17 protein-coding genes are annotated in these 22,026 nt (G+C 63.0%); 10 read left to right on the forward strand and 7 right to left on the reverse strand.

Features of this window, described 5'->3' with window-relative positions:
• Positions 1-44 precede the first annotated feature (44 nt).
• Complete coding sequence (locus AC6CIE_RS13955) at positions 45-533, reverse strand: Lrp/AsnC family transcriptional regulator (protein ID WP_175123873.1); 489 nt, start codon at positions 531-533, stop codon at positions 45-47.
• 150 nt (positions 534-683) lie between these two features.
• Between AC6CIE_RS13955 and glmS the strand changes: the two genes are divergently transcribed.
• The 8 genes from glmS to AC6CIE_RS13995 all read left to right on the forward strand — a co-directional run bounded on the left by glmS (position 684) and on the right by AC6CIE_RS13995 (position 13,742).
• Positions 684-2,516, forward strand: a complete 1,833-nt coding sequence (gene glmS, locus AC6CIE_RS13960; RefSeq protein ID WP_191576302.1) for a glutamine--fructose-6-phosphate transaminase (isomerizing) — start codon at positions 684-686, stop codon at positions 2,514-2,516.
• 321 nt (positions 2,517-2,837) lie between these two features.
• A complete protein-coding gene (locus AC6CIE_RS13965) occupies positions 2,838-3,338 on the forward strand; it encodes a sigma-70 family RNA polymerase sigma factor (RefSeq protein ID WP_246282826.1) in 501 nt (166 codons plus the stop codon).
• Positions 3,335-4,279: a DUF4880 domain-containing protein gene (locus tag AC6CIE_RS13970; protein WP_498092492.1), complete on the forward strand. Its 945-nt coding sequence runs from the start codon at positions 3,335-3,337 to the stop codon at positions 4,277-4,279. Before AC6CIE_RS13965 ends, AC6CIE_RS13970 begins: the two co-directional genes overlap by 4 nt.
• An 81-nt stretch (positions 4,280-4,360) precedes the next feature.
• A complete protein-coding gene (locus AC6CIE_RS13975; RefSeq protein WP_498092494.1) occupies positions 4,361-6,724 on the forward strand; it encodes a TonB-dependent siderophore receptor in 2,364 nt (787 codons plus the stop codon).
• A 312-nt stretch (positions 6,725-7,036) separates the two neighbouring features.
• Entirely contained in the window at positions 7,037-9,301 is a 2,265-nt protein-coding gene (locus AC6CIE_RS13980) for an McrB family protein (protein WP_498092496.1), read from the forward strand.
• Positions 9,302-9,632: 331 nt separating this feature from the next.
• Entirely contained in the window at positions 9,633-10,832 is a 1,200-nt protein-coding gene (locus tag AC6CIE_RS13985; protein ID WP_498092851.1) for a DUF2357 domain-containing protein, read from the forward strand.
• Between the two features lie 532 nt (positions 10,833-11,364).
• Positions 11,365-12,069 (forward strand): hydrolase, encoded by a 705-nt coding sequence (locus AC6CIE_RS13990; protein WP_105236975.1) that lies wholly within the window; start codon positions 11,365-11,367, stop codon positions 12,067-12,069.
• A 68-nt stretch (positions 12,070-12,137) separates the two neighbouring features.
• Positions 12,138-13,742 (forward strand): MFS transporter, encoded by a 1,605-nt coding sequence (locus tag AC6CIE_RS13995; RefSeq protein WP_367351258.1) that lies wholly within the window; start codon positions 12,138-12,140, stop codon positions 13,740-13,742.
• 92 nt (positions 13,743-13,834) lie between these two features.
• Here AC6CIE_RS13995 and AC6CIE_RS14000 read toward each other — a convergent pair whose 3' ends face one another.
• The gene (locus AC6CIE_RS14000; protein ID WP_498092498.1) at positions 13,835-14,197 is read right to left on the reverse strand and encodes a hypothetical protein; all 363 of its coding nucleotides are present in this window, start codon (positions 14,195-14,197) and stop codon (positions 13,835-13,837) included.
• Here AC6CIE_RS14000 and AC6CIE_RS14005 point away from each other — a divergent pair.
• Positions 14,196-15,605, forward strand: coding sequence for an aminotransferase-like domain-containing protein (locus tag AC6CIE_RS14005; RefSeq protein ID WP_498092500.1), 1,410 nt, complete (start codon positions 14,196-14,198; stop codon positions 15,603-15,605). The two genes, AC6CIE_RS14000 and AC6CIE_RS14005, sit on opposite strands and share 2 nt — an antisense overlap.
• A 243-nt stretch (positions 15,606-15,848) precedes the next feature.
• Here the strand turns inward: AC6CIE_RS14005 and AC6CIE_RS14010 are convergent, their stop codons facing one another.
• Genes AC6CIE_RS14010 through AC6CIE_RS14030 form a run of 5 tightly spaced genes read right to left on the reverse strand, consistent with a single transcriptional unit; the run spans position 15,849 to position 20,947 of the window.
• A complete protein-coding gene (locus tag AC6CIE_RS14010) occupies positions 15,849-17,138 on the reverse strand; it encodes a TRAP transporter large permease (RefSeq protein ID WP_498092502.1) in 1,290 nt (429 codons plus the stop codon).
• Positions 17,139-17,141: 3 nt separating this feature from the next.
• The gene (locus AC6CIE_RS14015) at positions 17,142-17,750 is read right to left on the reverse strand and encodes a TRAP transporter small permease subunit (RefSeq protein WP_498092504.1); all 609 of its coding nucleotides are present in this window, start codon (positions 17,748-17,750) and stop codon (positions 17,142-17,144) included.
• Between the two features lie 16 nt (positions 17,751-17,766).
• Positions 17,767-18,825, reverse strand: coding sequence for a TRAP transporter substrate-binding protein (locus AC6CIE_RS14020; RefSeq protein WP_498092506.1), 1,059 nt, complete (start codon positions 18,823-18,825; stop codon positions 17,767-17,769).
• Between the two features lie 59 nt (positions 18,826-18,884).
• The gene (locus AC6CIE_RS14025; protein WP_498092508.1) at positions 18,885-20,267 is read right to left on the reverse strand and encodes an amidase; all 1,383 of its coding nucleotides are present in this window, start codon (positions 20,265-20,267) and stop codon (positions 18,885-18,887) included.
• On the reverse strand, positions 20,264-20,947 hold the full coding sequence (locus tag AC6CIE_RS14030; RefSeq protein ID WP_175123860.1) for an RraA family protein: 684 nt from the start codon (positions 20,945-20,947) through the stop codon (positions 20,264-20,266). The genes AC6CIE_RS14025 and AC6CIE_RS14030 overlap by 4 nt, the downstream gene beginning before the upstream one ends.
• A gap of 114 nt (positions 20,948-21,061) precedes the next feature.
• Here AC6CIE_RS14030 and AC6CIE_RS14035 point away from each other — a divergent pair, with 114 nt between their 5' ends.
• Positions 21,062-21,994 (forward strand): LysR family transcriptional regulator, encoded by a 933-nt coding sequence (locus tag AC6CIE_RS14035; protein WP_175123859.1) that lies wholly within the window; start codon positions 21,062-21,064, stop codon positions 21,992-21,994.
• The last annotated feature ends 32 nt before the right edge of the window (positions 21,995-22,026 follow it).

Raw genomic sequence — 22,026 nt, forward strand, 5'->3', positions numbered from 1 at the left:
GCGTTTCTCTGCGGCTGTTGATAGCCGCACCTTATGCCGGCACTTCACCCCCGCACATCAATCCGCGTCTCGAACTTGGCGCGATGCACAGAGAAAAACGTGCGCACGTTGCGCACGTTGGCCTGCGCGGTGAAGGCGCGGTGCACCAGCGCGTGATACGCCGGCATGTCCTTCACCTGCGCGATCACCACAAAATCCGGACCGGGCGATACGCGGTAGCACTGCAGCACCGCCGGCTCCGTCAGCATGCTTTGCTCGAACGCGTCCAGGCTTTCAGCCGCCTGCACGTCCAGCGTGATCTCCACAATCGCCGTCAGCGTGCTGCCCAGCTTCTCGGCCGACAGGATGGCCACCTGCCGGTCGATCACCCCTTCTTCCACCAATCGCCGCACCCGCCGCAGGCAGGTCGGGGGCGAGGCGTGCACCCGCGCCGCCAGATCCTGGTTGGTCAGCGAGCTGTCTTCTTGTAACTGTTCAAGAATGCGCCGGTCCAGATCATCCAGTTCAGGCAGCGGAATGGACGTGTTTTGCATGATTAATTCAAAATGTCGATCTTGGCGAAAGATAATTTAATCACATTTATGTAAGGGAATTAACTGCCAAATTGTCGAACATAAAGAAATCAAATTTCTTTAAGGGTCGCGCACAATGCGTCGGTACTGAACTTACCCGGAGTCACTCCTATGTGCGGCATTGTTGGCGCCGTCGCCCAGCGCGACATCACCCCGATCCTCGTTGAAGGCCTGAAGCGCCTGGAATACCGCGGCTATGACTCCTGCGGCGTCGCTGTCTACGCCGACGGCCATCTGCGCCGCACGCGCAGCACGCAGCGCGTGGCCGAGCTGGCCGATCAGGTTGCGCAGGACAAGATCCAAGGCTTCACCGGCATCGCTCACACCCGCTGGGCCACGCACGGCGTACCCGCCACGCACAACGCCCACCCGCACTTCTCGCATTTGGGCAATGACGAGCCGCGCATCGCGCTCGTTCACAACGGCATCATTGAAAACCACGACGAACTGCGCGCCGAGCTGCAAGCCGTCGGCTACGTCTTCGAAAGCCAGACCGACACCGAGGTCATCGCGCACCTGGTGAATCACCTGTACTCGGGCGACCTCTTCGAAACGGTGCAGAACGCCGTGCGCCGCCTGCATGGCGCCTATGCGATCGCCGTGTTCTGCCGCGATGAACCGCACCGTGTGGTCGGCGCGCGCCAAGGCTCGCCGCTGGTGGTGGGCGTGGGCCAGAACGAGAACTTCCTTGCGTCCGACGCGCTGGCGTTGGCCGGCACGACCGACCAGATCATCTACCTGGAAGACGGCGACGTCGTCGACCTGCAGCTCTCGCGCGTCTGGATTGTGGATGCCGCCGGCAAGAACGTCGATCGCGAAGTGCATACCGTGCACGTGCACACCGGCGCCGCCGAGCTGGGCCCCTATCGCCACTACATGCAGAAGGAAATCTTCGAGCAGCCGCGCGCGGTCGGCGACACCCTGCAGGACATCGAGTCCATCACGCCCGAACTCTTTGGCGACGAGGCCTACAAGATCTTCAAGGAAGTCGATTCCCTGCTGATCCTGGCCTGCGGCACCAGCTACTACGCCGGCCTGACCGCCAAGTACTGGATCGAATCCATCGCCAAGATCCCGGTCAACGTCGAAATCGCCAGCGAATACCGCTACCGCGACAGCGTGCCGAACCCGCGCTCGCTGGTCGTGACGATCTCGCAGTCCGGCGAAACCGCCGACACGCTGGCCGCGCTGAAGCACGCCCGCTCCCTGGGCATGGAAAACACGCTGACCATCTGCAACGTGTCCACCAGCGCCATGGTGCGCGAGTGCAAGCTGTCGTACATCACGCGCGCCGGCGTCGAAATCGGCGTGGCCTCGACCAAGGCCTTCACCACCCAGCTCACCGCGCTGTTCCTCTTGACGCTGGCGCTGGCGCAGACGCGCGGCAAGCTCACGGAAGAGCAGGAAGCCGAGCACCTGAAGGCCCTGCGCCACCTGCCGTCCGCCATCGGTTCGGTGCTGGCGCTGGAACCGCAGATCATGGCCTGGGCCGATCGTTTCGCCTCCAAGGAAAACGCGCTGTTCCTGGGTCGCGGCATGCACTACCCGATCGCGCTGGAAGGCGCGCTCAAGCTCAAAGAAATCAGCTACATCCACGCCGAAGCCTACCCGGCGGGTGAGCTGAAGCACGGTCCGCTGGCGCTGGTCACCGAGCACATGCCGGTCGTCACCATCGCGCCCAAGGACGAGCTGCTGGAAAAGCTGAAGTCCAACATGCAGGAAGTGCGCGCGCGTGGCGGCGAGCTGTATGTGTTTGCGGACGCCGACAGCAAGATCCAGAGCGCCGAAGGCATGCACGTGATCCGCATGCCCGAACACTATGGCAAGCTGTCGCCGATTCTGCATACGGTGCCGCTGCAACTGCTGTCGTATCACACGGCATGCGCGCGGGGGACGGATGTGGATAAGCCGCGAAACCTGGCTAAGAGCGTAACGGTGGAGTGATGCGGTAGCGCAGCGCTTATTCAAACGTGAACAGGGCCGCGTATACGCGGCCCTGTTCACATTTGGCACGAGGATCTGCTCAGCATGAGAACGACAAATAAAGTCGGTCGCGCGGGCCTCACGATTGCTTTGCCTAACGACGTGCGGCATCGTCGACGCCAGCCTCGACTACATGCATCCCCATCTCACGCGAGCGATTGCTGAGATTGCCGAGTCGTACCGTGGCGGGGAGTTTTCGCAGGAACAGGGGGGGGGACTGGAAACAGCGGCGCGCGCTATGCGATAATTGATAACGATTCCTATTTGTTTATAGCGCAGCCCGTGGCCTCGACACGCGATAGCCGGTTTTCCACCATTTATAAGAATGACCACCCGTGGCTGGAGCGGCGGCTGCGCAATGGCCTGCGCAACCGCGAGGACGCGGAGGACGTGGCGGGCGAGACGTTTACGCAGTTGCTTTGCCTGCCAGCGTTGGAGCAGCTAAACGAGCCGCGGGCCATGCTGGTCACGATCGCCCGGCGCATTACGTGGCGGCTGTGGCGGCGGCGCGAGCTGGAGCAGGCCTGGCTGGAGACGTTGCGGTTGCAGCCGGAGCCGCTGGAGCCGTCGGCCGAGGAGCGGGTGCAGACCCTGCAAGCCTTGCAGGCGCTGGATGTGGCGCTCGAGGGGCTGTCTACCAAAGCCAGGATGGCGTTTCTGTATAGCCAGCTCGATGGGATGACGCATGTGGAAATTGCGGCGCGGCTGAAGGTATCGCCGACCATGGTGCGCAAGTACATCGTGCAGGCCTTGAACCGTTGCTGCGAGGTGTTTTGGGTATGACTGCCTTGGATGCGCGCACCCGCGAGGCGGCGATCGAGTGGCAGGTCTGCTTGTCCAGCGGGCAGGCCAGCGATGCAGACCGCGCGGCGTTTGAACGATGGCTGGCGGAGAGCCCGGGCCATGGCGCGGCGTGGCAGCGGCTGAACGCAGCGCTCAATGGTACGTTGCATGCGCTGCGGCCAGGGCTGCTGGCCGACGGCGATGCGCTGCGGCGTTCGCTGGTGGGGCCGCAGCTGGCGCAGCGCCGGCGGCTGGGGAAGCTGGCGCTGGCGGGCGGGGCGCTGCTGCTGGGAGCGGGCGTGGCGGACCGCTATGTGCCGTTGCAATCTCTGGCGGCGGGCTATGTCACCCGCACCGGTGAGCGCCGGCGGGTGGCTTTGCCGGACGGCAACACCATGGAGCTGGATGCGCGCAGCGCGGCGTCGTGGGAGGGGCCGCACGTGGTACGCGTGTCGGCCGGGGCGGCGATTTTTGAGTTGGGGGGCAGCCAGGAGTTGCAGCTGCGGCTGCCGCAAGGCGAGGTCAGGCTTGCCCAGGGGCGCGTCATGGTGCGCTGCGCTGCCGGGCGCAGTTTCTGTCTGGCATTGAGCGGGACCGCCGTGGTGACCACGCTAGCAGGCGTGCGCCAGCCCCTGGCGCCGGGGCAGAGCGTGTGGTTCGATGCGCGGCAGGTGGATGCGGTGCAGAACGGCCAGACACACGCCGCCGCTTGGCAGAACGGCGAGTTGGAAGTCCATGACGAGCCCCTGCAAACCGTGGTGGATGCGCTGGCCCGTTACCGGGCGGGCTGGCTGCGGATGTCGCCGCAGGCGGCGCGGCTGCGCGTGACGGGGCTGTTTCCGCTGGACGATGGCGACCGGGCGCTGGAGGCGCTGAGGAATACCTTGCCGATCCGAATGCAGCGGGTGAGCCGCTGGTACGTGATGATCGATCTGGCCTGACTATTTCACGCGCCGGGTGTTTTTTTGATGGTGCCGATGCACATACAGGGAACGCGTACTCACGCAACCACGGAGTGATCCATGCTTTCCCTGAGGTTTCCGGCCGCCTGCGTCATCGCAGCCGCCGCCTGCACCGCCCATGCCCAGGCGCTGCGCCAATACGATTTGCCTGCGGGCCGGCTGGATGTGACGCTGACCCAGATCGCGCGCATCGCGGGCGCGGTGATCTCGTTTCGGGCGGATCTTGTGGCGGGCAAGTCCGCGCCGGCCGTCTCTGGCCGGATGTCCTTAGAAGAAGCCACCGCTCGCGCCCTGGCCGGAAGTGGGCTGGAGCTGCGGCGTACGCCGGACGGCAGCCTGTCGGTAGCCCCGGCTAACACGACGACGCTGGCGCCGGTGTCGGTGGAAGCGGACACGCTGGGCGTGACGGAAGGCACCCATTCCTACACCACGACGGTCATGTCCACGGCGTCCAAGTTCGCGCTGTCTCCGCGCGAGACGCCGCAGTCGGTCAGCGTGGTGACGCGCCAGCAGATCGAGGACCGGGGGGTTCAGTCGCTGGACGATGTGGCGCGCGACACGACCGGGCTGACCACGCGCCAGATCGGCGGCGGGGAACGCACGCAGTTCTTCTCTCGCGGGTTCGAGATCAGTTCGTTCCTGGCTGATGGGGTGCCGCTGGGCTACGACTACGACACGCAGGGCGTGGCGACGTTGGCTATGTACGATCACGTCGAGGTGCTGCGCGGCGCGGCCGGGATGATGACGGGGGCCGGCAATCCCTCGGGCACGATCAACCTGGTGCGCAAGCGCGCCACGGCGGTGCCGCAGTTCTCGGTAACGGCGAGCGCCGGCAGTTGGGACAATTACCGGGGCGAAGTCGACGGCTCGGGCCCGCTGAACGAGGCCGGCACACTGCGCGCCCGGGGTGTGGTGGCGTATCAGGATTCCAATACCTTCAAGAAGGCCTACGAGCACCAGCGCCAGCTCTTCTACGGCACCATCGAAGCCGATCTCACGGCAAACACCACGCTCAGCGTCGGCGGCTACTACAACCGCGAGGACAACCCGGGCGCGGACTGGAATGGGCTGCCCACGCGCCGAGACGGCAGCTTCTACGACTTCAATCGCTCGATCCGCTTGTCGCCGGACTGGGCCTATTGGAACAAGGAAAACACCAGCTTCTTCGCCGAGCTCGACCACCGTTTCGATAACGGCTGGTCCGGCAAGCTCACCGCCCGCACGTTGCGCGCCAGGATGAACATGCTGGGCAGTTATCTGTACCCGCTGGAAGACTCGACGTTCTTTGGGCAGGGCCTGGGCCAGTATGCCTATGACAAAACCCAGTACAGCGTGGACGGCTACCTGAGCGGCCCCTTCTCGCTGCTGGGGCGCACGCATGAATTGGTGTTGGGCGGCAGCTTCCTGAAGAACAAGGACGACGACGGCCCCGGCGGGTGGCCGTTGGACTACAACATGACGGTCGACCCGGAACACTGGGACTCCAGCGCCGTGGAGAAACCCGCGTTCGTCTACCCCTGGTCGCGCAAGGGATACCAGCGCCAGATGAGCGGCTACGCCACCACCCGCCTGAGCCTTGCCGACCCGCTGACGCTAATGCTGGGCGCTCGGCTCGACTGGTATGAGTACGACATGACGCTGAAGTCCGGCGACTACGTCAGCCCGCCTGCGAACTATAAGGTCAAGCACGAGCTGACACCCTACGCGGGCCTGATCTACGACCTGGACCGCCACCATTCCGTCTACACCAGCTGGACCAGCGTGTTCCAGCCGCAGAGCAGTCAGTCAACCAGCGGCGCGCCGCTGGACCCGGTCATCGGCACCAATCTGGAGGCCGGAATCAAGGGGGCGTACTACGACGGACGGCTCAACGCCAGCGCGGCGGTGTTCCAGATCCGACAGCGCAACCGACCGGTCGCGCTGGCCACGTCCGCGTGCAGCCCGGGGGTGATCGAATGCTATGCGCCGTCGGGCAAGGTGCAAAGCCGGGGGGGGGAGTTCGAAGTGGCGGGCGCAATCACGCCGGGCTGGCAGGTGGCTGCCGGCTATACGTACAACCAGTCCAAGTACCTGGAGGATTCGGGCAGCCTCCGTGCGGGCGCGCCCTACGACACGCAGACTCCGCGTCATCTGTTCAAGCTCTCGACCATGTACACATTGCCGGGCTCGCTGAATGCGTGGCGGGTGGGGGGGGCGGTACGTGTGCAGAGCGCGATCAGTTCGCCCGCGTATAACGTGCGCCAGCCGGGGTATAGCGTGTGGGATGCGGTGGTGGCGTATCGGGCCTCACAAAATCTGGATCTGCGCCTGAACGTCTATAACCTGTTCGACAAGTATTACTACCAGGCGATCGGCAGCACCCAGGACAACAACCACTTTGGCGCGCCGCGGTCGTTCTTGCTGACGGCGAAGTACACGTTTTAAGTGTGGCGCAAAGTGCGCCTGTACCTCGCCAACATTCGCCAGCCATCGACAGGACGAACGGCTGGGCGTGCTCCCACGCGTTCGTTCGTATCCCTGAAACACCGCTACGTTAGATGTTCGAGCACTCGTTCGATATATGGCGCCGCCAAAGTTCAATGTGCTTTTTTGTGCGCCGTGATTTCGTCTGCAGCAACTTCTATGTGAGCTAGAATCTCTAATGTATTGTTACAATTGGGATTGTCGCTAGCTTGTTTGCAACAGTCAGCGCTGTTTCCTCCCCGCTCATTGCTTGTCTGATCTTAGGAACTACGCATGGATTTGCAAGACGACGATTCCTTGGTCGCCGCAGTCAATCACGTATTGGGTGCCCACCGAGATGACCGACATTATCGGAATTGGACACGGGCGTTGGCTGAACATATCTCCTCAGTACAGCAAGCTGACGAAAGCGTGTTTCGTTCTGAGAGCTTTCAACGAAACGTGTGGGACAGCGAGGCAATTTCAGCGACGGGGCAGGGATTCATATCGACCCGCGCATTTTGGTCGGATGTCGCGATCGTGAATCGCTTGTGGGAGGTTCGGAACCTGAGCGAAGCGCTCGATAAGAGCGCCCTTACCATGGAGTTGCAACGGCTTTGGGACGAACTGGTAGAACGAATAAAGCAGCAGGGTTCAAGGGTGCCTCGGCTCAAACTGGCACGTGTGTTTGCGGCGTTGCAGCCGCGGCACTTTACAAGTCTGGCAGATGGGAAGGTGCTAGATAATCTGGGTAAGCGTATGGGCGTGGGCAATCTTAGAGATGGCCGTGCGCTACTCAACCAGCGAATACTGGACCGAATCGATAGCGTCTTGTCACGCATCGAATTTTTGCAGGATGAGCCGCTGGATTTGGTGCGAATGAAGCTACCTTGGTTGCTTTTCAAGCGAGACCGAATTCAGACGGATGATGAGGTCACAATCGACACCGGAGAGGTGTCAGGCCAGGGCCAGTTACGCCCATTACCTGCCGAGCGTCGGCGTCGGGGCATGCTTGCCATTGGAGGCTCCATCTCGTCTGTGCTGGCGATGCTGCAGTTTGTCAAGGACGGCTGCTCGCGCGAGGATTTTCGCGAACATGTGCGCGCGGTAAATCCGAAGTTATCTCCAAGCTCCGTGAACACGAACATTAATGCGCTTATCGCAGAATGGGGAGTGCTGGCAGCTGATAACGACAGAATGACATTGACCTCGCGAGGGATGGCGTTCTTAGAGTCTGGCGATCCCGACGATGTTTCAGATTGGTTGTTAACGCAAATTCTCGGTCTCGACAATCTTCTGATATTGCTAGGCAAAGGTCCTCGAGAGCAGAAGACTTTGATCACCGATCTTCAACAGGTCAATCCGGGCTGGAAGACTAATTTCGCTCCCACCGCAATGTTAGGCTGGTTGCGAGCAATGGAGCTTGTTGAGGCCACCGCCGATAAAAAGTTGGCTCTAACCTCTCGCGGCAGGGAGTGGACAGAGAGAATTCATTGGGTGCCCGGTGTGCTGACTGCGACTCGTACGCCGAGCGAGGAAGGCAGTCCGGAGCAAGAGTTTCCGCTGCGCGCTCTTGTGAGGCCGAGCGTAGACCAGATCATGGCGATGTTTCCTGAAACGTTGGTCTTCGACAGGACGTTAGTGGCGCAATTAGATGCCGCACTGTGGAGTCACGAGCGCCGTCATTTCGTCGTGCTAAGCGGCTTGAGCGGTTCCGGCAAGACGCAACTGGCTCGAAGCTATGGCCATGCGTTGCGCGGGCAATCTTCCTCGGCGACGTCAGACGGCGTTTACGTATTGCCAGTGCAGCCGGGTTGGCACGATCCGAGCCCGTTGCTGGGATACGTAAATCCACTAAACACAGAACGGTATGTGCGAACAAGTTTCTTGAACTTCCTGCTTGATGCGGTTCGTGACCCTGAGCGTCCCTACACTGTCGTGCTTGATGAGATGAACCTTTCTCACCCCGAGCAGTACTTGGCACCGCTGCTTTCGGCGATGGAGACGGGAGATCAGATAGATCTGCATGCTCAGGATGAGGATGTCGATGAAATTCCATCGAGCGTTGCATATCCTTCTAACCTACTGATTGTTGGCACCGTCAACATGGACGAAACAACGCATGGTTTGAGCGACAAGGTACTGGACCGTGCATCGGTTATTGAGTTCTGGGAAATCAATACGGACGCGTATCCTGGTTGGGAAAGTTCCGGCCTAGATCCCACTCATGTCGTTAATCTTCAGCGCGTGATGAAACAGCTATGTGCTGCGTTACGGCCAGCGCGGCTTCATTTCGGATGGCGAACCATCGGCGATGTGATCGGATACGTGCGGGCAGCGCTCGCTGGAGGGGTCATCGAATTTTGGCCGGCGGTTGACCACGCGATTTATGCCAAAATTCTTCCCAAGCTGAGAGGTGAGGACAGTCAGCGTTTTCGTACGGCATTGGCGGAAACCAAGACGCTACTTGCCGACTATCAGTTGCCGATGGCGCAGGACAAAGTCACGCAGTTGTACGATGATTTAAGCCGTTTGGGCAGCGCCCGCTTCTGGCGGTGATACGTCAATGCTCTGGATTGAAGATCTTTCTGGGCAATCATGGCAAGTCCATCCCGGTTGCGTTGCCACGGGGTTTGTGGAGGGCGAAGCTTATTCAATTCGTACTGAGACGCCCCATGCCTCCGTTGTAGTGGACGATCTTCCTCTGACCCGAAACCCAATTCAGCAGACCTGGCGTTGGATGCCTGGTTTCTATGGCGGCAGGGTTGATGCGGAAATACTGGACGAAAAGGGCCGCTCAATAGCCACCTACAGCTTAGAGGTCGGGCCTTCTGGCGAAAAGTTAAGTCAATCTGAGTTCATGTTCATGGTTCATGAAATTCTGGCCGCCATGCCCTCGTTACTCCTCGGGGACGGTGGTGGTCTTCCTCTTTTCGACCAGGAAGGGGATTCCGTATCAACGGAAGTTGCTTATGCTCGCCTGAGGCGCTATCTCGGCCCCTGCCTATCGTCAATGCGAGTGGTTTGCTCGCAACCCTTACTAAAACTCCAATCGCAACGGCGGGTCGTTCGCCCACATCAGATGCGGCGACTAGATGTGAGAGCTGCGCTCGAACTCTCGCGTTCGCCTTTCGCCGCAGAGTTGTCGGGTCCCGATCGGGGCACGTGTGGAGCCCTTCCCCCCGTGACCGCACAGTACGTGCAACACACTTACGACCACGCGGCGAACCGAACAGTCGCTTTCATGGTCGATCGCTTGATAGCCAGAGTGGCGGCGCTACGCGATCGAATCTCTCGTATGTTGAATGATCAGGACCAGGATGTGAGCGCTAGAGCCATCCGTCGCCTCCAAATTTTGATTGAATTTGATAGTCGGCTGCGGGAAGTTAGGCGAGCGCCAGTTTTTAAAGCCGTAACCCGACTTGAGGTTTCAGCGGCGGGCTTAAATGCAATTGCTGCGCAACCGGACTACGCCCAAACGTTCCAGTTGGCGTGGAAATCTCTAAATAGGGGAGTGCTTGGCGGGGATGGAGAGGAGTCGTTACCGATAGGACCAACCTGGCAGATCTACGAGCGATGGTGTTTTCTACAAGTATGCAACCTACTAAAGCAACTCGTCCCAGACGCGGGCTGGCAGTTTTCCGGGCAAGGCGTTGACCGTGAACCCCTGCGCATGCGCGGTCAAGCAGGTGGGGGCACGGCAATTATTCACCTTCAACCCACATTTCACGCATGGGATCAAATGCCCACATCGCGATTCAAAAGTTTGTCGCGCCAGCGTGAGCCGGACATTGTGCTAACAATCGAGTCTTCGCACAGTAGGCGCTTTCTAGTACTGGATGCCAAGTATCGCGCCAGTAGAGGAAACGTCCTGGACGCAATGCAGTCGGCCCACATTTACCGGGACAGCCTAACTTGGCAAGAGGAACGTCCTTGGGCCAGCTACCTCCTGATTCCAAGAGGTGGATCTGTTCGATGGCTTGCAGACACTACATTCCAACGAGAATTTCATGTTGGAACGATTGAACTGGCGCCGGATAAGGATGTCTCTCCCCTTGTCTCTTGTCTACGGCGCTTTTTAAATGCCTGAAGCCGCTCGGAAATCAGATATGCATCTAATACCTTGGTGCGATCAGCGAACGTGGACGGCTCGATAACTCTAAGAAAGCATTGCGAGCCAATGCCCACGGGCGTGTGCGAGCGGTAAGAACGTCGGGAGTTCATCACCCCGCGCTGCCCACAGCAAAACGGCATGGTCGTACGCGTGGGCTGCACGTTGAAAGAACAATGCATGAATTGGAATCGCTTCTAGACGATCCAGCATGCCGGCCGCGTTCCACGGGGCTGCTTACGCTTTTACAACCACCGGCGCCCGCAACAAACGAATGACAGGAAGACGCTCGGGCGAAGGCGATTGCGTTAGCCGATTGCCCTGTGCAGTTTCTGAATGGTCATTGCAGCCCACCTGTCGCAACACAAGCCTTACACCATCGTTCCATAAAAAGAACGATGAAGTCAAAAATCGCCATCTACCGCCAGATTGTCCCGAAGAATATAGTTCTGTTCATCGCAGCAACGCGCTGCAAGCAACACCCCAAACCTACTTCTTCAAGGACACTGACATGACCAACACCACCGCCAAGCTCGAAGTGCTGACCCCCGAAAACAGCCAGATCATCTTCATCGATCACCAACCGCAAATGGCCTTCGGCGTGCAGTCGATCGACCGCCAGACGCTCAAGAACAACGTCGTGGGTCTGGCCAAGGGCGCCAAGGCGTTCGACATTCCGACCATCATCACCACCGTCGAAACCGAGTCGTTCTCCGGCTACACCTACCCCGAACTGCTTGATGTCTTCCCGGAAAAGAAAGTGCTGGAACGCACCTCGATGAACTCGTGGGATGACCAGAAGGTGCGCGACCAGCTCGCCGCCAATGGCCGCAAGAAGGTGATCGTGGCCGGCCTGTGGACCGAAGTCTGCAACACCACCTTCGCCCTATGCGCCATGCTGGAAGGCGAGTACGAGATCTACATGGTTTCCGACGCGTCGGGCGGCACGTCGAAGGAAGCGCACGACATGGCCATGCAACGCATGATCCAGGCCGGCGTGGTGCCAGTGACGTGGCAGCAAGTGCTGCTGGAATGGCAGCGCGATTGGGCCCGCCGCGATTCGTACGATGCCGTGATGGAAATCGTCAAGGAACACTCGGGCGCGTACGGCATGGGCGTGGACTACGCCTACACGATGGTGCACAAGGCCGCGCAACGTACGCAGACGAAGCATGAGGCGATCGCGCCTGTCGCTGCGCCGGTTATCGCTCGCTAAATCCCCAGGCCCGCGGCCGATGCCGCGGGCTTTTTTTCTCGTATTGACCGGCAGCCCCGGAGCCTCCCATGACGACCGCCGACACCCGCCCCGCCGACGCCCAGCCGTCCTCGCCTTTCGCCTATTCCGCCTTCTCCGTAATCTGGGTTGCCACGGTGCTGTCCAACATCGGCACGTGGATGCACGACGTGGGCGCGGGATGGCTCATGACGTCGCTGTCGCCGTCGCCGATGTTCGTGGCGCTGGTGCAGACGGCGGGCGCGCTGCCGGTCTTCCTGCTGTCGCTCCTGGCCGGCGCGCTTGCCGACACGATGGACCGCCGCAAGCTGTTGCTGATGGTGCAGATCGCCATGGGATTCATCGCCCTGGCGCTCGGTCTGGTGGTCTGGTTCGGTCTGACCACGCCGTGGGTGCTGCTGGGCTTCACGCTGCTGATGGGCATTGGCACCGCATTGTCGGCGCCGGCCTGGCAGGCCATCGTCCCCAGCCTGGTGCCGCGTCCTTCGCTGCAGCAAGCCATCGCGACCAACAGCGTGGGCATCAACGTGAGCCGTGCGATCGGCCCGGCGCTGGCCGGCGTGCTGATCACCAGCCTGGGCGTGGCGATTCCGTTTTTCGTCAATGCGCTGAGCTTCATCGTGGTGGTGGCCGCACTGATCTGGTGGAAGCCGCCGGTTGCCGCCGAAAAGCGTCTGCCCCGCGAGCAGCTGTTTCATGCCATGCGTGCCGGCCTGCGCTTTGCGCTGCACAGCAAGCCGCTCAAGTCCACGTTGGTTCGTGCCGTCGCGTTCTTTCTGTTTGCCAGCGCCTACTGGGCCCTGCTGCCGGTGATCGTGCGCCAGGTGCTCAATGGCGGCGCCATGCTCTACGGGATCATCCTGGGCTGCGTCGGTGCGGGTGCGGTGATCGGCGCGATGGTGCTGCCGCCGCTGCGCAAGAAACTCGGTCCTGACCGCAGCGTCATGGCGGGTACGCTGGGCACGGCGCTCACGCTGGTGGTCTTTGCGGTGATCCCGCATCCCGTGGTGGCCGGTGCGTTCAGCTTCCTGGCGGGCGCGTCGTGGATCATGGTGTTGACCTCGCTCAACGTATCGGCGCAGGTTGCCCTGCCGGACTGGGTGCGTGCTCGTGGCCTGGCGATCTTCGTGACGGTGTTCTTCGGCTCGATGACGGCGGGCAGCATGATCTGGGGCCAAACCGCGGTGTATGCCGGCGTCCCCGCCGCGATGCTGATCGCCGCCGCCGGCTCGGTGATTGCGATGCTGCTGACCCGCAAGGCCAAGCTGCAGTTGGGCGCCGACCTGGACCTCGCGCCGGCGATGCACTGGCCCGAGCCCCTGATCGATCAGCAGGTGTCGCATGACCGCGGCCCGGTCATGATCACGGTGGAATACCTGATCGATCCGGCACGCGGCACGGACTTCGTGCAAGCCATGCAGCATGCCGGCGCCGAACGCCGCCGCGATGGGGCCTACGCCTGGGGGATCTTTGAAGATGCGGCGCAGCCGGGCCGCTACCTGGAATACTTCCTGGTGACGTCGTGGCTGGAACACCTGCGCCAACATGAGCGTGTGACGCACGCCGACGCGGACCAGCAGGCCGAAGTGCGCGGTTTCCACATCGGCGATGCGCCGCCGAAGGTGTCTCACTTCGTGGCACCGCAGCAGTCCTAAGCATTGTTGTTATCGAATGCGGCTCACTCGAGCCGCATTTTTTTATGCCTGGATGCAATGCTGTGCATTATCTCCGGGTGAAGCTGATCTGCTCAACGTTCCTGAGATAGCGCCTTGAGGCTTTCAAGGCGTTCCATCTCCTTTTTCTCTTTCTCTTTTCTAGCGCCTTCGCGATGCGACTTGATGGCGAGGAACATGCACACGCCCAGCACGCCGAGCTTGAACGTACCGAAGGCTAAAGGGACCCAGAAATTCATCATTTCCTCAAAACGCTGCTTGAGCAGCTTGATCGCTACGCGCGGGCGCTGAACCGGATCAGGAACGCGCGCAGCGAGTGCTAAAATCCATACAAGATTGCCAATTCTACTGCCAAAATCCATACAAGCAGTTGAATTGTCCGGCCCGTACCTCCTTGCCACCTGCGGAAGTGGCCAAAAGCCCAAAAAATCAAACATGGCTCTCTCCCGTCGTCTGAAAAAAGCAAGCCTGTCGTGGGTGCGGCCCCTGACCCCCGGCGCGGGCTCGCGGTATCAGCAAATCGCCACGCAGATCGTCACCGCGGTGGAGGATGGTGTTCTCCGGCCGGGTGATCGCCTTCCCACGCAGCGTGAACTGGCCCAGACATTGGGCGTCGATCTCACGACCGTCACGCGGGCGTATTCGGAAGTTCGCCAGAAAGGGATCCTGGAAGCACAGGGGGCCGGCGGGACCTATGTGGCGTATGCCGGGTCGGCAACGGGCGGCACGATCGATCTGGGGATGAACATCCCGCCGTTGCTCGGCAGTGCCGCGTTTTCGCAGATGCTTGCAGAAGGCAGCGGCTCGACGCAGGTCGCGGCAAGCTCGATGGATCTGATGAGCTATCACGTGGGGGCGGGGGATGCACGGCATCGTGCAGCCGGCGCGAAATGGCTGCAGCCGGTGCTGGGCAGCGTGGACACTGACCGGATCGTGGTCTGCCCCGGCGCCCAAACCGCGATCGCCGCCCTGCTTCTGGCCAGGAGCCAGGCCGGAGATGCGATTGCGTGCGATGCGCTGACCTACCCTGGTTTCCTGGCTGCGGCCCGCCTGCTGCAGCGCGTGGCCGTCGGGGTGGAGGCGGATGCATTCGGCATGGACCCCGCCGACCTCGAGCGCGTGTGCCGAAAACATCGTCCGGCAATGCTGTACTTGAATCCGACGATTCAGAACCCGACCGCGCTGACGCTGTCCTCCGAGCGGCGAACCGAGCTGCTGCGGGTGGCCAAGAAATTTTCGCTGCCGGTCATTGAGGATGATCCGTATTGGCTGTTGGCGGAGCAGCCGCCGAGCACGATGTTTTCGGTGGCCGCCAACACGTCGTCGACGCCGGTTTACTACGTGTCGACGCTATCGAAATGCATCGCGCCCGGCCTGCGGACCGCATACCTGGTCGTACCCGCCAGCGAGCCGTTGACGCCCGTGCTTGATGCCCTGCGCTCGCTGGCGCTGATGCCCACGCCGTGGATGACGGAAATGGCGTCGACGTGGATCGAATCGGGCGCTGCGGTGCAATGGATGGCGCAGGTCAAGCGTGAGCTGCAGCATCGGCAAGCCATTGCCGTGTCGATCCTGCCGGGGGAGATTCAGGCCGACCCGAACGGGCTGCATCTCTGGCTGCAGTTGCCGGGTCATATCGATCTGTACCGGCTGATTCAAACCGCGCTTGAACAAGGTGTGAGTGTCACGGATTCGGCGTCATTTTCGACGGGGGCGTTCAGTCCCTTGGCGCTCCGTGTGTCGTTGGGGGGCGCGATTGATCGGACACGTTTGACGCACGGGCTGAACCGGTTGGCGGACTTGCTCCGGGGCGATATGGCCGGGCGGGTTTCAGACATTGTCTGAGTTGCCGAGGCGTTCAGTCCCCGTCCTCGGCTTCAGGCCTTGCGGGAACGCCCACGTCCAGTGCGGCCCGCAACGCAACGTGCTCGGGCCGCCCACGCGAAACGGCGACATCCGTGTGTTCGATTCAACTCCACGCGGTGAGGGTTAAGGCGGCCGGCTGCCTGGCGTGGGCTGCCGGCGGGACTAATGCATCTGCTCAAAAAAAATGGTACTCCGCTCGAGCGTGCACCCGCCGCGCCTCGTTCACAGCGTAGCCATCTGCCCCGGCAACCACAGCGCCAGTTGCGGCACCGCCAGCAGCAGCACGATCATCAGCAACAGCATCGCCAGGAACGGCAGCACGCCCACCACCACATCCATGAACTTCCCCTGCCCGCGCACGCTATGCACCACGAAAAGATTCATTCCAAATGGCGGCGTGAGCTGGCCCATTTCGCACAGCACGATCAGCAGCACGCCGAACCACACCGGGTCATAGCCCAGCGCGATGACGATCGGCACGGTGAGCGGCGCGGTGGTGACCAGCATGGCAAGCGTGTCCATGAAGCAGCCGAGCAGGATGTAGAACAGGATGATGGCCAGCATCATGCCCAGCGGCGGCAGGTCCAGGCTGGTCACGGCGTTGACCAGCAAGGTGGTCAGTCCGATTGAGGACAGCACGAAGTTCAGGAAGAACGCGGCCAGCGTGATCAGGATGATCATGCCGGTGGTGCGCAGTGTGGCTTCGAAGGCGCGGCCCAGCATTTCCCACGTCAGCACGCGTTTGTAGGCGCACAGCAGGGTGGCGGCCACCACGCCGAGCGCGGCTGACTCGCTGGCGGTGGCGATGCCGCCGTAGATGACGCCAATCACCAGCGCGAAGATGGCGAGCGGCGGCAGCAGGTGCGGCAGGGCGGCGAGGCGTTCGGCCCACGAGACCGCGGGGCGTTTGCCGGCGAGGCCCGGACGCCACAGGCACAGGCCCACGATCAGCGCGATGAACAGCCCGGTGAGCAGGATGCCCGGCAGCGTCGCGGCCAGATAGAGCTTCGGCACCGATACGTTGGCGATCAGCGCATACACGATCATGTTGATCGACGGCGGGATCAGGATGCCGAGCGTGCCGCCGGCCGCAATCGAGCCCAGGAACAGCGGCGCGTTGTAGCCCGACTTTCGCTGCTCCGGCAGCGCCAGCGTGGAGATCGTAGCGGCGGTGGCGACGCTTGAGCCGCTGGTGGCCGAGAACAGGGCGGAGGCGCCGATGTTGGCGTTCATCAGTCCGCCCGGCAGCCACGACACCCACTTGGACACCGCGCCATACATGCGGCCGGCCACGCCCGAATGCACCAGCAGTTCGCCCATCAGCACGTACAGCGGAATCGCGACCAGCAGGAATTCGGCGCTGGTGCCCCAGGCCAGTTCACCGATGGCGTTGGTGAGTTTCAGCGGCGAAAACGCGCCGGCCAGGCTCATGCCCAGGAGGCCCACGGTGGCGGCCGCGGTGACGCTCAGCGCCAGCAGGCCGAGCAGCATGGAAATCGTCATTATCAACATAGCTCACTCCTGGGGTTGCGTGCGCGCGGGCACCGGTGCGTCAGCGGTTTCTTCTTCGATGCCCTCTTCCACCGAGTGGATGCCGATCAGCGCATTGACGGCCTGCCAGCGGCCGCGCATCACGCGGCCCAGCGCGCAGGCGCCGAGCACCACGATGGTGAGCAGGAAGAACGCGTAGCCGGCGAACCAGAGCGATTGCGGGATCCATTGCGGCACTTGCAGCGGGGTGTTGGACACGGACTGGAAGGCGATGGAGTCGGCCAGCACAAACCACGCGTGCCACGTCAGCGTGCCCACGAACAGGCCCAGGCAAGCGAGCGCGAACAGGTCGAGCACGACGCGCGTCTTGGCGGGCAGGTGCGTGTAGACCACGTCGACTCGGATATGAGAGCGGCGCAGCAAGGTGATGGGAAAGGCCCAGGCGCTGGCTACCGCCAGCGTGTAGCCGGCCAGCTCGTCGGCGCCGCCGAGCGAGACGCCCGCGACCTTGCGGGCGATCAGGTCGGCCACGATGAGCCAGGACACGAGCAGCAGCCCGAGGCCGCCTATCCAGGCGCCGATGCGGGCCACGCGGTCGAGCAGGCGTAGCGAACCATGCGTTTCTGTCGTCATGAGATTTCCTTGAAGTTCAGCGCAGCGTCACGCCCAGGGCCTGGCCCACGGACGCGCTCCAGTTGGCGGCGCAATCCTCGCCGCAGCGCCGCGCCCAGCGGCTTGCCATCTCGGTGGCGACCTCGCGCAATGTGGCGCGCTCGGCCTCGGTGGGCGCGGTGGCCTGCATGTCGGCCTGGGTGTGGATGCGGCATTCGCCCTGCCCCGTGTTGCAGGCGAGCGCATAGTCGCCCTCGCGGCCGGTCTCGTCCCACAGGCGATCTTCCAGCACCTTCGCCTCCTTGAGCATGAACTGCTGCACGGCGGGATCCAGCTTCTGCCAGCGGCGTTCGGCGATGGCGTAAAAGCCGATGGACCAGTCGATGGGAAGTAGATAAAGGTTCTTGGCGACGTCGTACCACTTCGCGGCGTTGCCCGAGCCGATGCCGGTCACCGCGCAATCGACCACGCCGGTCTGCAGCGCGGGGATGACCTCGGCAAACGGTATGGTCACCGGCGACGCGCCCAGCGCGCGAACGTATTCGGCCATGTTGCTGCCGCGGGTGCGCACCTTGCGGCCCTTCAGATCGGCCAGGGTCTTAACCGGTGCGCGGCAGAAGAACACCTGTGCGGTGTACGGCACCGTGGCCAGCAGCCGCACACCGTGGCGCTTGAGCATGCGCTGTTCCAGCACCGGGCGGTAAGCGGCCACCATTTTGCGCGCGGTGGCGTAGTCGGTCGCCATGCCGGGCAGGTCGACGCCTTCGAAGGTGGGGTCGTCGCCGCTGACGAAGGCGAACACGCCCATGCCGACGTCAAGCGCGCCTGCACGCATCAGGCGCACGATCTCAGGGCCTTTCAGGCCGCTCTCGGACAGGCCGATCAGCTCGGCCGTGACCTTGCCGCCGGAGGCTTCGGGCAGGGTCTTCTCCCAGAACGGTTTTTCAACCGCGCCGAAGGTGTAGTTGTGGCTGCCGCCGCCGACGACCGCGAAGTGGGTTTCGGGCAAGGCGGCGCTCTGGGCGCGGGCGGGTGCGGGTGCGGCGAGCGAGGTCGCGACGGCCGCCAGCAGCGCCGCCAGAATGCTTCGTTTCATGTTTTTCCCCTGTTTGTGTATGGGCACGCGCGCCGCGCGCGCCCTGCCACGGCATCGGGTTATGCCGTGGTCGCTTGCGCACGCGTGTCGGCGCGCACGCGATGCCAATCGGAATGACGCTGGAAGACCTCGGCCAGATACAGCGCCAGCCGGTCTTCGCCGCCCGGGCAGAGAATCTGCAGGCCGGTGGGCAGATCCGCGTCGTCGCGGCCGTTGGGCACCGAGACGCCGCACATCTGCAACAGATTGCCGATGCGTGTGTAGTGGACGGGCGCGTTGCCGTGATCGACCTCGTCGAGCGGCAGCGCGGTGGTGAGCGTGGTGGGCGTCAGCAGTCCCGCCACGCCCTGCAGCCGCGCCTCCATCGCCGCTTGCAGGCGGTCGCGCTCGCGCAGCGCGGCGAGGTAGCGCAAGGCCGGCACGTCGAGGGCAGCAAGCAGGCGAGGCCGCACCGAGTCGTCAACGGGAAGGTCGAGGTCGGTCATCTCGCGCTCGAACGACGCCACGCCTTCGGTCATCATGATGTCGCCCGTCACGGCCTTGAACTCGGACAGCGTGGCGGGCGGTGTGATTTCGACGATCTGCGCGCCAAGGCTCTGATACAGCGCGATGGAGGCTTCATAGGCGCGTCGCACGGCGGGCGTGACGTCATTGAGGAACGCCTCCGGCAGACGGCCCAGCGTGGCGCCGGCAATGCCAAAGCGCGACGCGTCGAGCGGCTCGCGCCACTCGCCGGGCTCAACCGGCACCAGCGCGTCGAACACCAGGCGCGCGTCCGCGGCGCTGTGCGCGAAGATACCTACGCTGTCGAGCGTCTGGCTCAGCGTGACCACGCCGTGCGCCGAGATGCGGCCCACGGTCGGCTTGAAGCCCGTGATGCCGCAGTAACTGGCGGGCACGCGCACCGAGCCGCCGGTATCGGTGCCGATGGCGGCCGGCGCCAGGCGTCCCGCGACCGCAACCGCGGAGCCGCTGCTCGATCCGCCGGGGATGCGGTGCACGCGGTCATCCCACGGATTGCGCGGCGTGCCCATGTGCTGATTGGGCCCCCACGCGCCCATGGCAAACTGCACCATGTGGGTCTTGCCCAGGATAATGGCGCCGGCGCGCTGCAATTGCCGCACCAGTTCGGCCGTGTGCGAGGCAGTGGTGTTGGCGTGGATGGGCGAGCCGATGGTGGTGGGCTGGCCGGCGATGTCGATCAGGTCTTTAAGTGCGATCGGCACGCCGTGCAGCGGGCCGAGCCAGATGCCCTGGTCCAGTTGCAGGTCGGCTGCGCGTGCGGCGGCCAGCGCCTCGTCTGCGTATACGGCCACGTAGGCGTGCAGCCAGCCGTCGAGCGCGGCGATGCGCGCAAGGTAGTCACTCACCAGCGCTTCGGATCGCAGCTCGCGGCGGCGCAGCCGCTGCGCGAGGTCGGTGATGTCGAGGTCGATGCTCATGCGTTTGCTCCTTGGGCTGCCGCGATGGCGCGTTCGATCAGCGCGCGCGAGCCCACGATGTCGGGGAATTTCTCGCCGGCACGCAGGCGCGCCAGCGTGGTCTGCTCCTGAGTCTGGAAGTCGATAGCCTGCTGCGCGGCGGCGCGCACGGCGGCGCGATCAAGCACCAGCACGCCGTTTTCGTCGGCCAGGACGGCCGCGCCGGGCCGCACCGTGACGCCACCGCAGTGGATCGTGCCGCAGAACTCGCCCTCGTGACCCAGCAAGCGCGTGGTGATGGGAGAAGGCCCGCGCGACCACACCGGCATGCCGTGCTGGCGCAGTTCGCCAAGATCGGTCACAAGGCCGTCCACAATGATGCCGGCCACGCCGGCCTGCTTGGCGGCGTAGGCCATCGCGCCGCCGAAGGCTGCGGTCACGGCCTCGCCAGCCCGATCGATCACCAGCACGTCGCCGGGACGCACGCAGGCCATCGCATGATGCAGAATGCCGCCATCGTTGCCGGGCATGCGCACCGTCACGGCTGGTCCGGCGATGCGCACGTCCTGCTGATGTGCGCGGATGTCGCCGCGCATGAAGCCGGTGGTCTGGAAGTGCCCGATGGTGGCCGGCTCCGCCTTCAGCAACAGCGCCAGATCTTCATGCGGCAAGGCCTCGGGCATGGGATGAATCAGATACATCGCTTGTCTTCACTACAATGAAAAAGGCTCGGAAGCCGGTGAAAAAAAGGTATCACGCGGGCTTTCCGGGCCAATAATCAAAGTTTCGGCGCAGTTTGAAAAAGAGTTCTTATCATGCGGATAACCCTAAGCCAGCTTGAGGCCTTTTACTGGACCGCCAAGCTGGGCAGCATCCACGCGGCCGCGCGCCATTTGCACGTGACGCAGCCGGCCGTCTCGGCCCGCATCCGCGAACTTGAAGGCGCGTTGGAGGTGCAGCTGTTTGATCGCTCGCGCCAGCGCGTGACGTTGACCGATGTGGGGCAGTCGGCGTTGCGTCATGCCGAGAGCGCGTTGCACAGCACGCGCCAGCTCGAACACTTTGGCAAGGATCGCAGCCTGGGCGGAAAGTTGCGGCTGGGCGCGGACGAGTGCTCGGCCAACGTGGGCCTGACCGCGGTGATCGCACAGCTCAAGGAACACTATCCCTCGCTCGCGCTGGAGATGACGGTGGACGTGGGGTCGGTGCTCAACAGCAAGCTCAACGCGGGCGAACTGGACATGGCGCTGCTGACCAATCCGGCCACGGGCGACACCATCACCGACGTGTTCATCGGCTGGATGACGTTCCATTGGGTGGCCTCGCCCACGCTGCACATCACGGCCGATCCGTTCCGCGCAGAGCACGCGCGCGGCCATCACATCGCCACGCACTCGCCGCCTTCCACGCTCTACACCGTGGTTGAAAACTGGCTGGCGTCGGGCGGTGTCGATATGTCTGGGCCCAGCACCACCAATTCGCTGGCGCTGATCTCACGCCTGATCGCGGCGGGCCACGCCATCGGCATTCTGCCCGTGCCGCTTTTGCAGGACATGCTGACCATGGGCGTGTTGCGCGCCCTGCCCGCCGATCCGCCGATTCCGCCGGCGCGTTTCTATATCTCGTATCTGACCGCCTCGCATGGTGCGCACATCGACTCGATCGTGGACATCACGCGCGACACGCTCATGCGCCTGAACTTCCTGGCGCCGATCGACGCCGCGCCTGCGAACGCTGGCCAGGCATGACAACGGGGCCGCGCTAGCGGCCCCGATCTAGC

Source organism: Achromobacter sp. GQ309 (assembly GCF_059759315.1).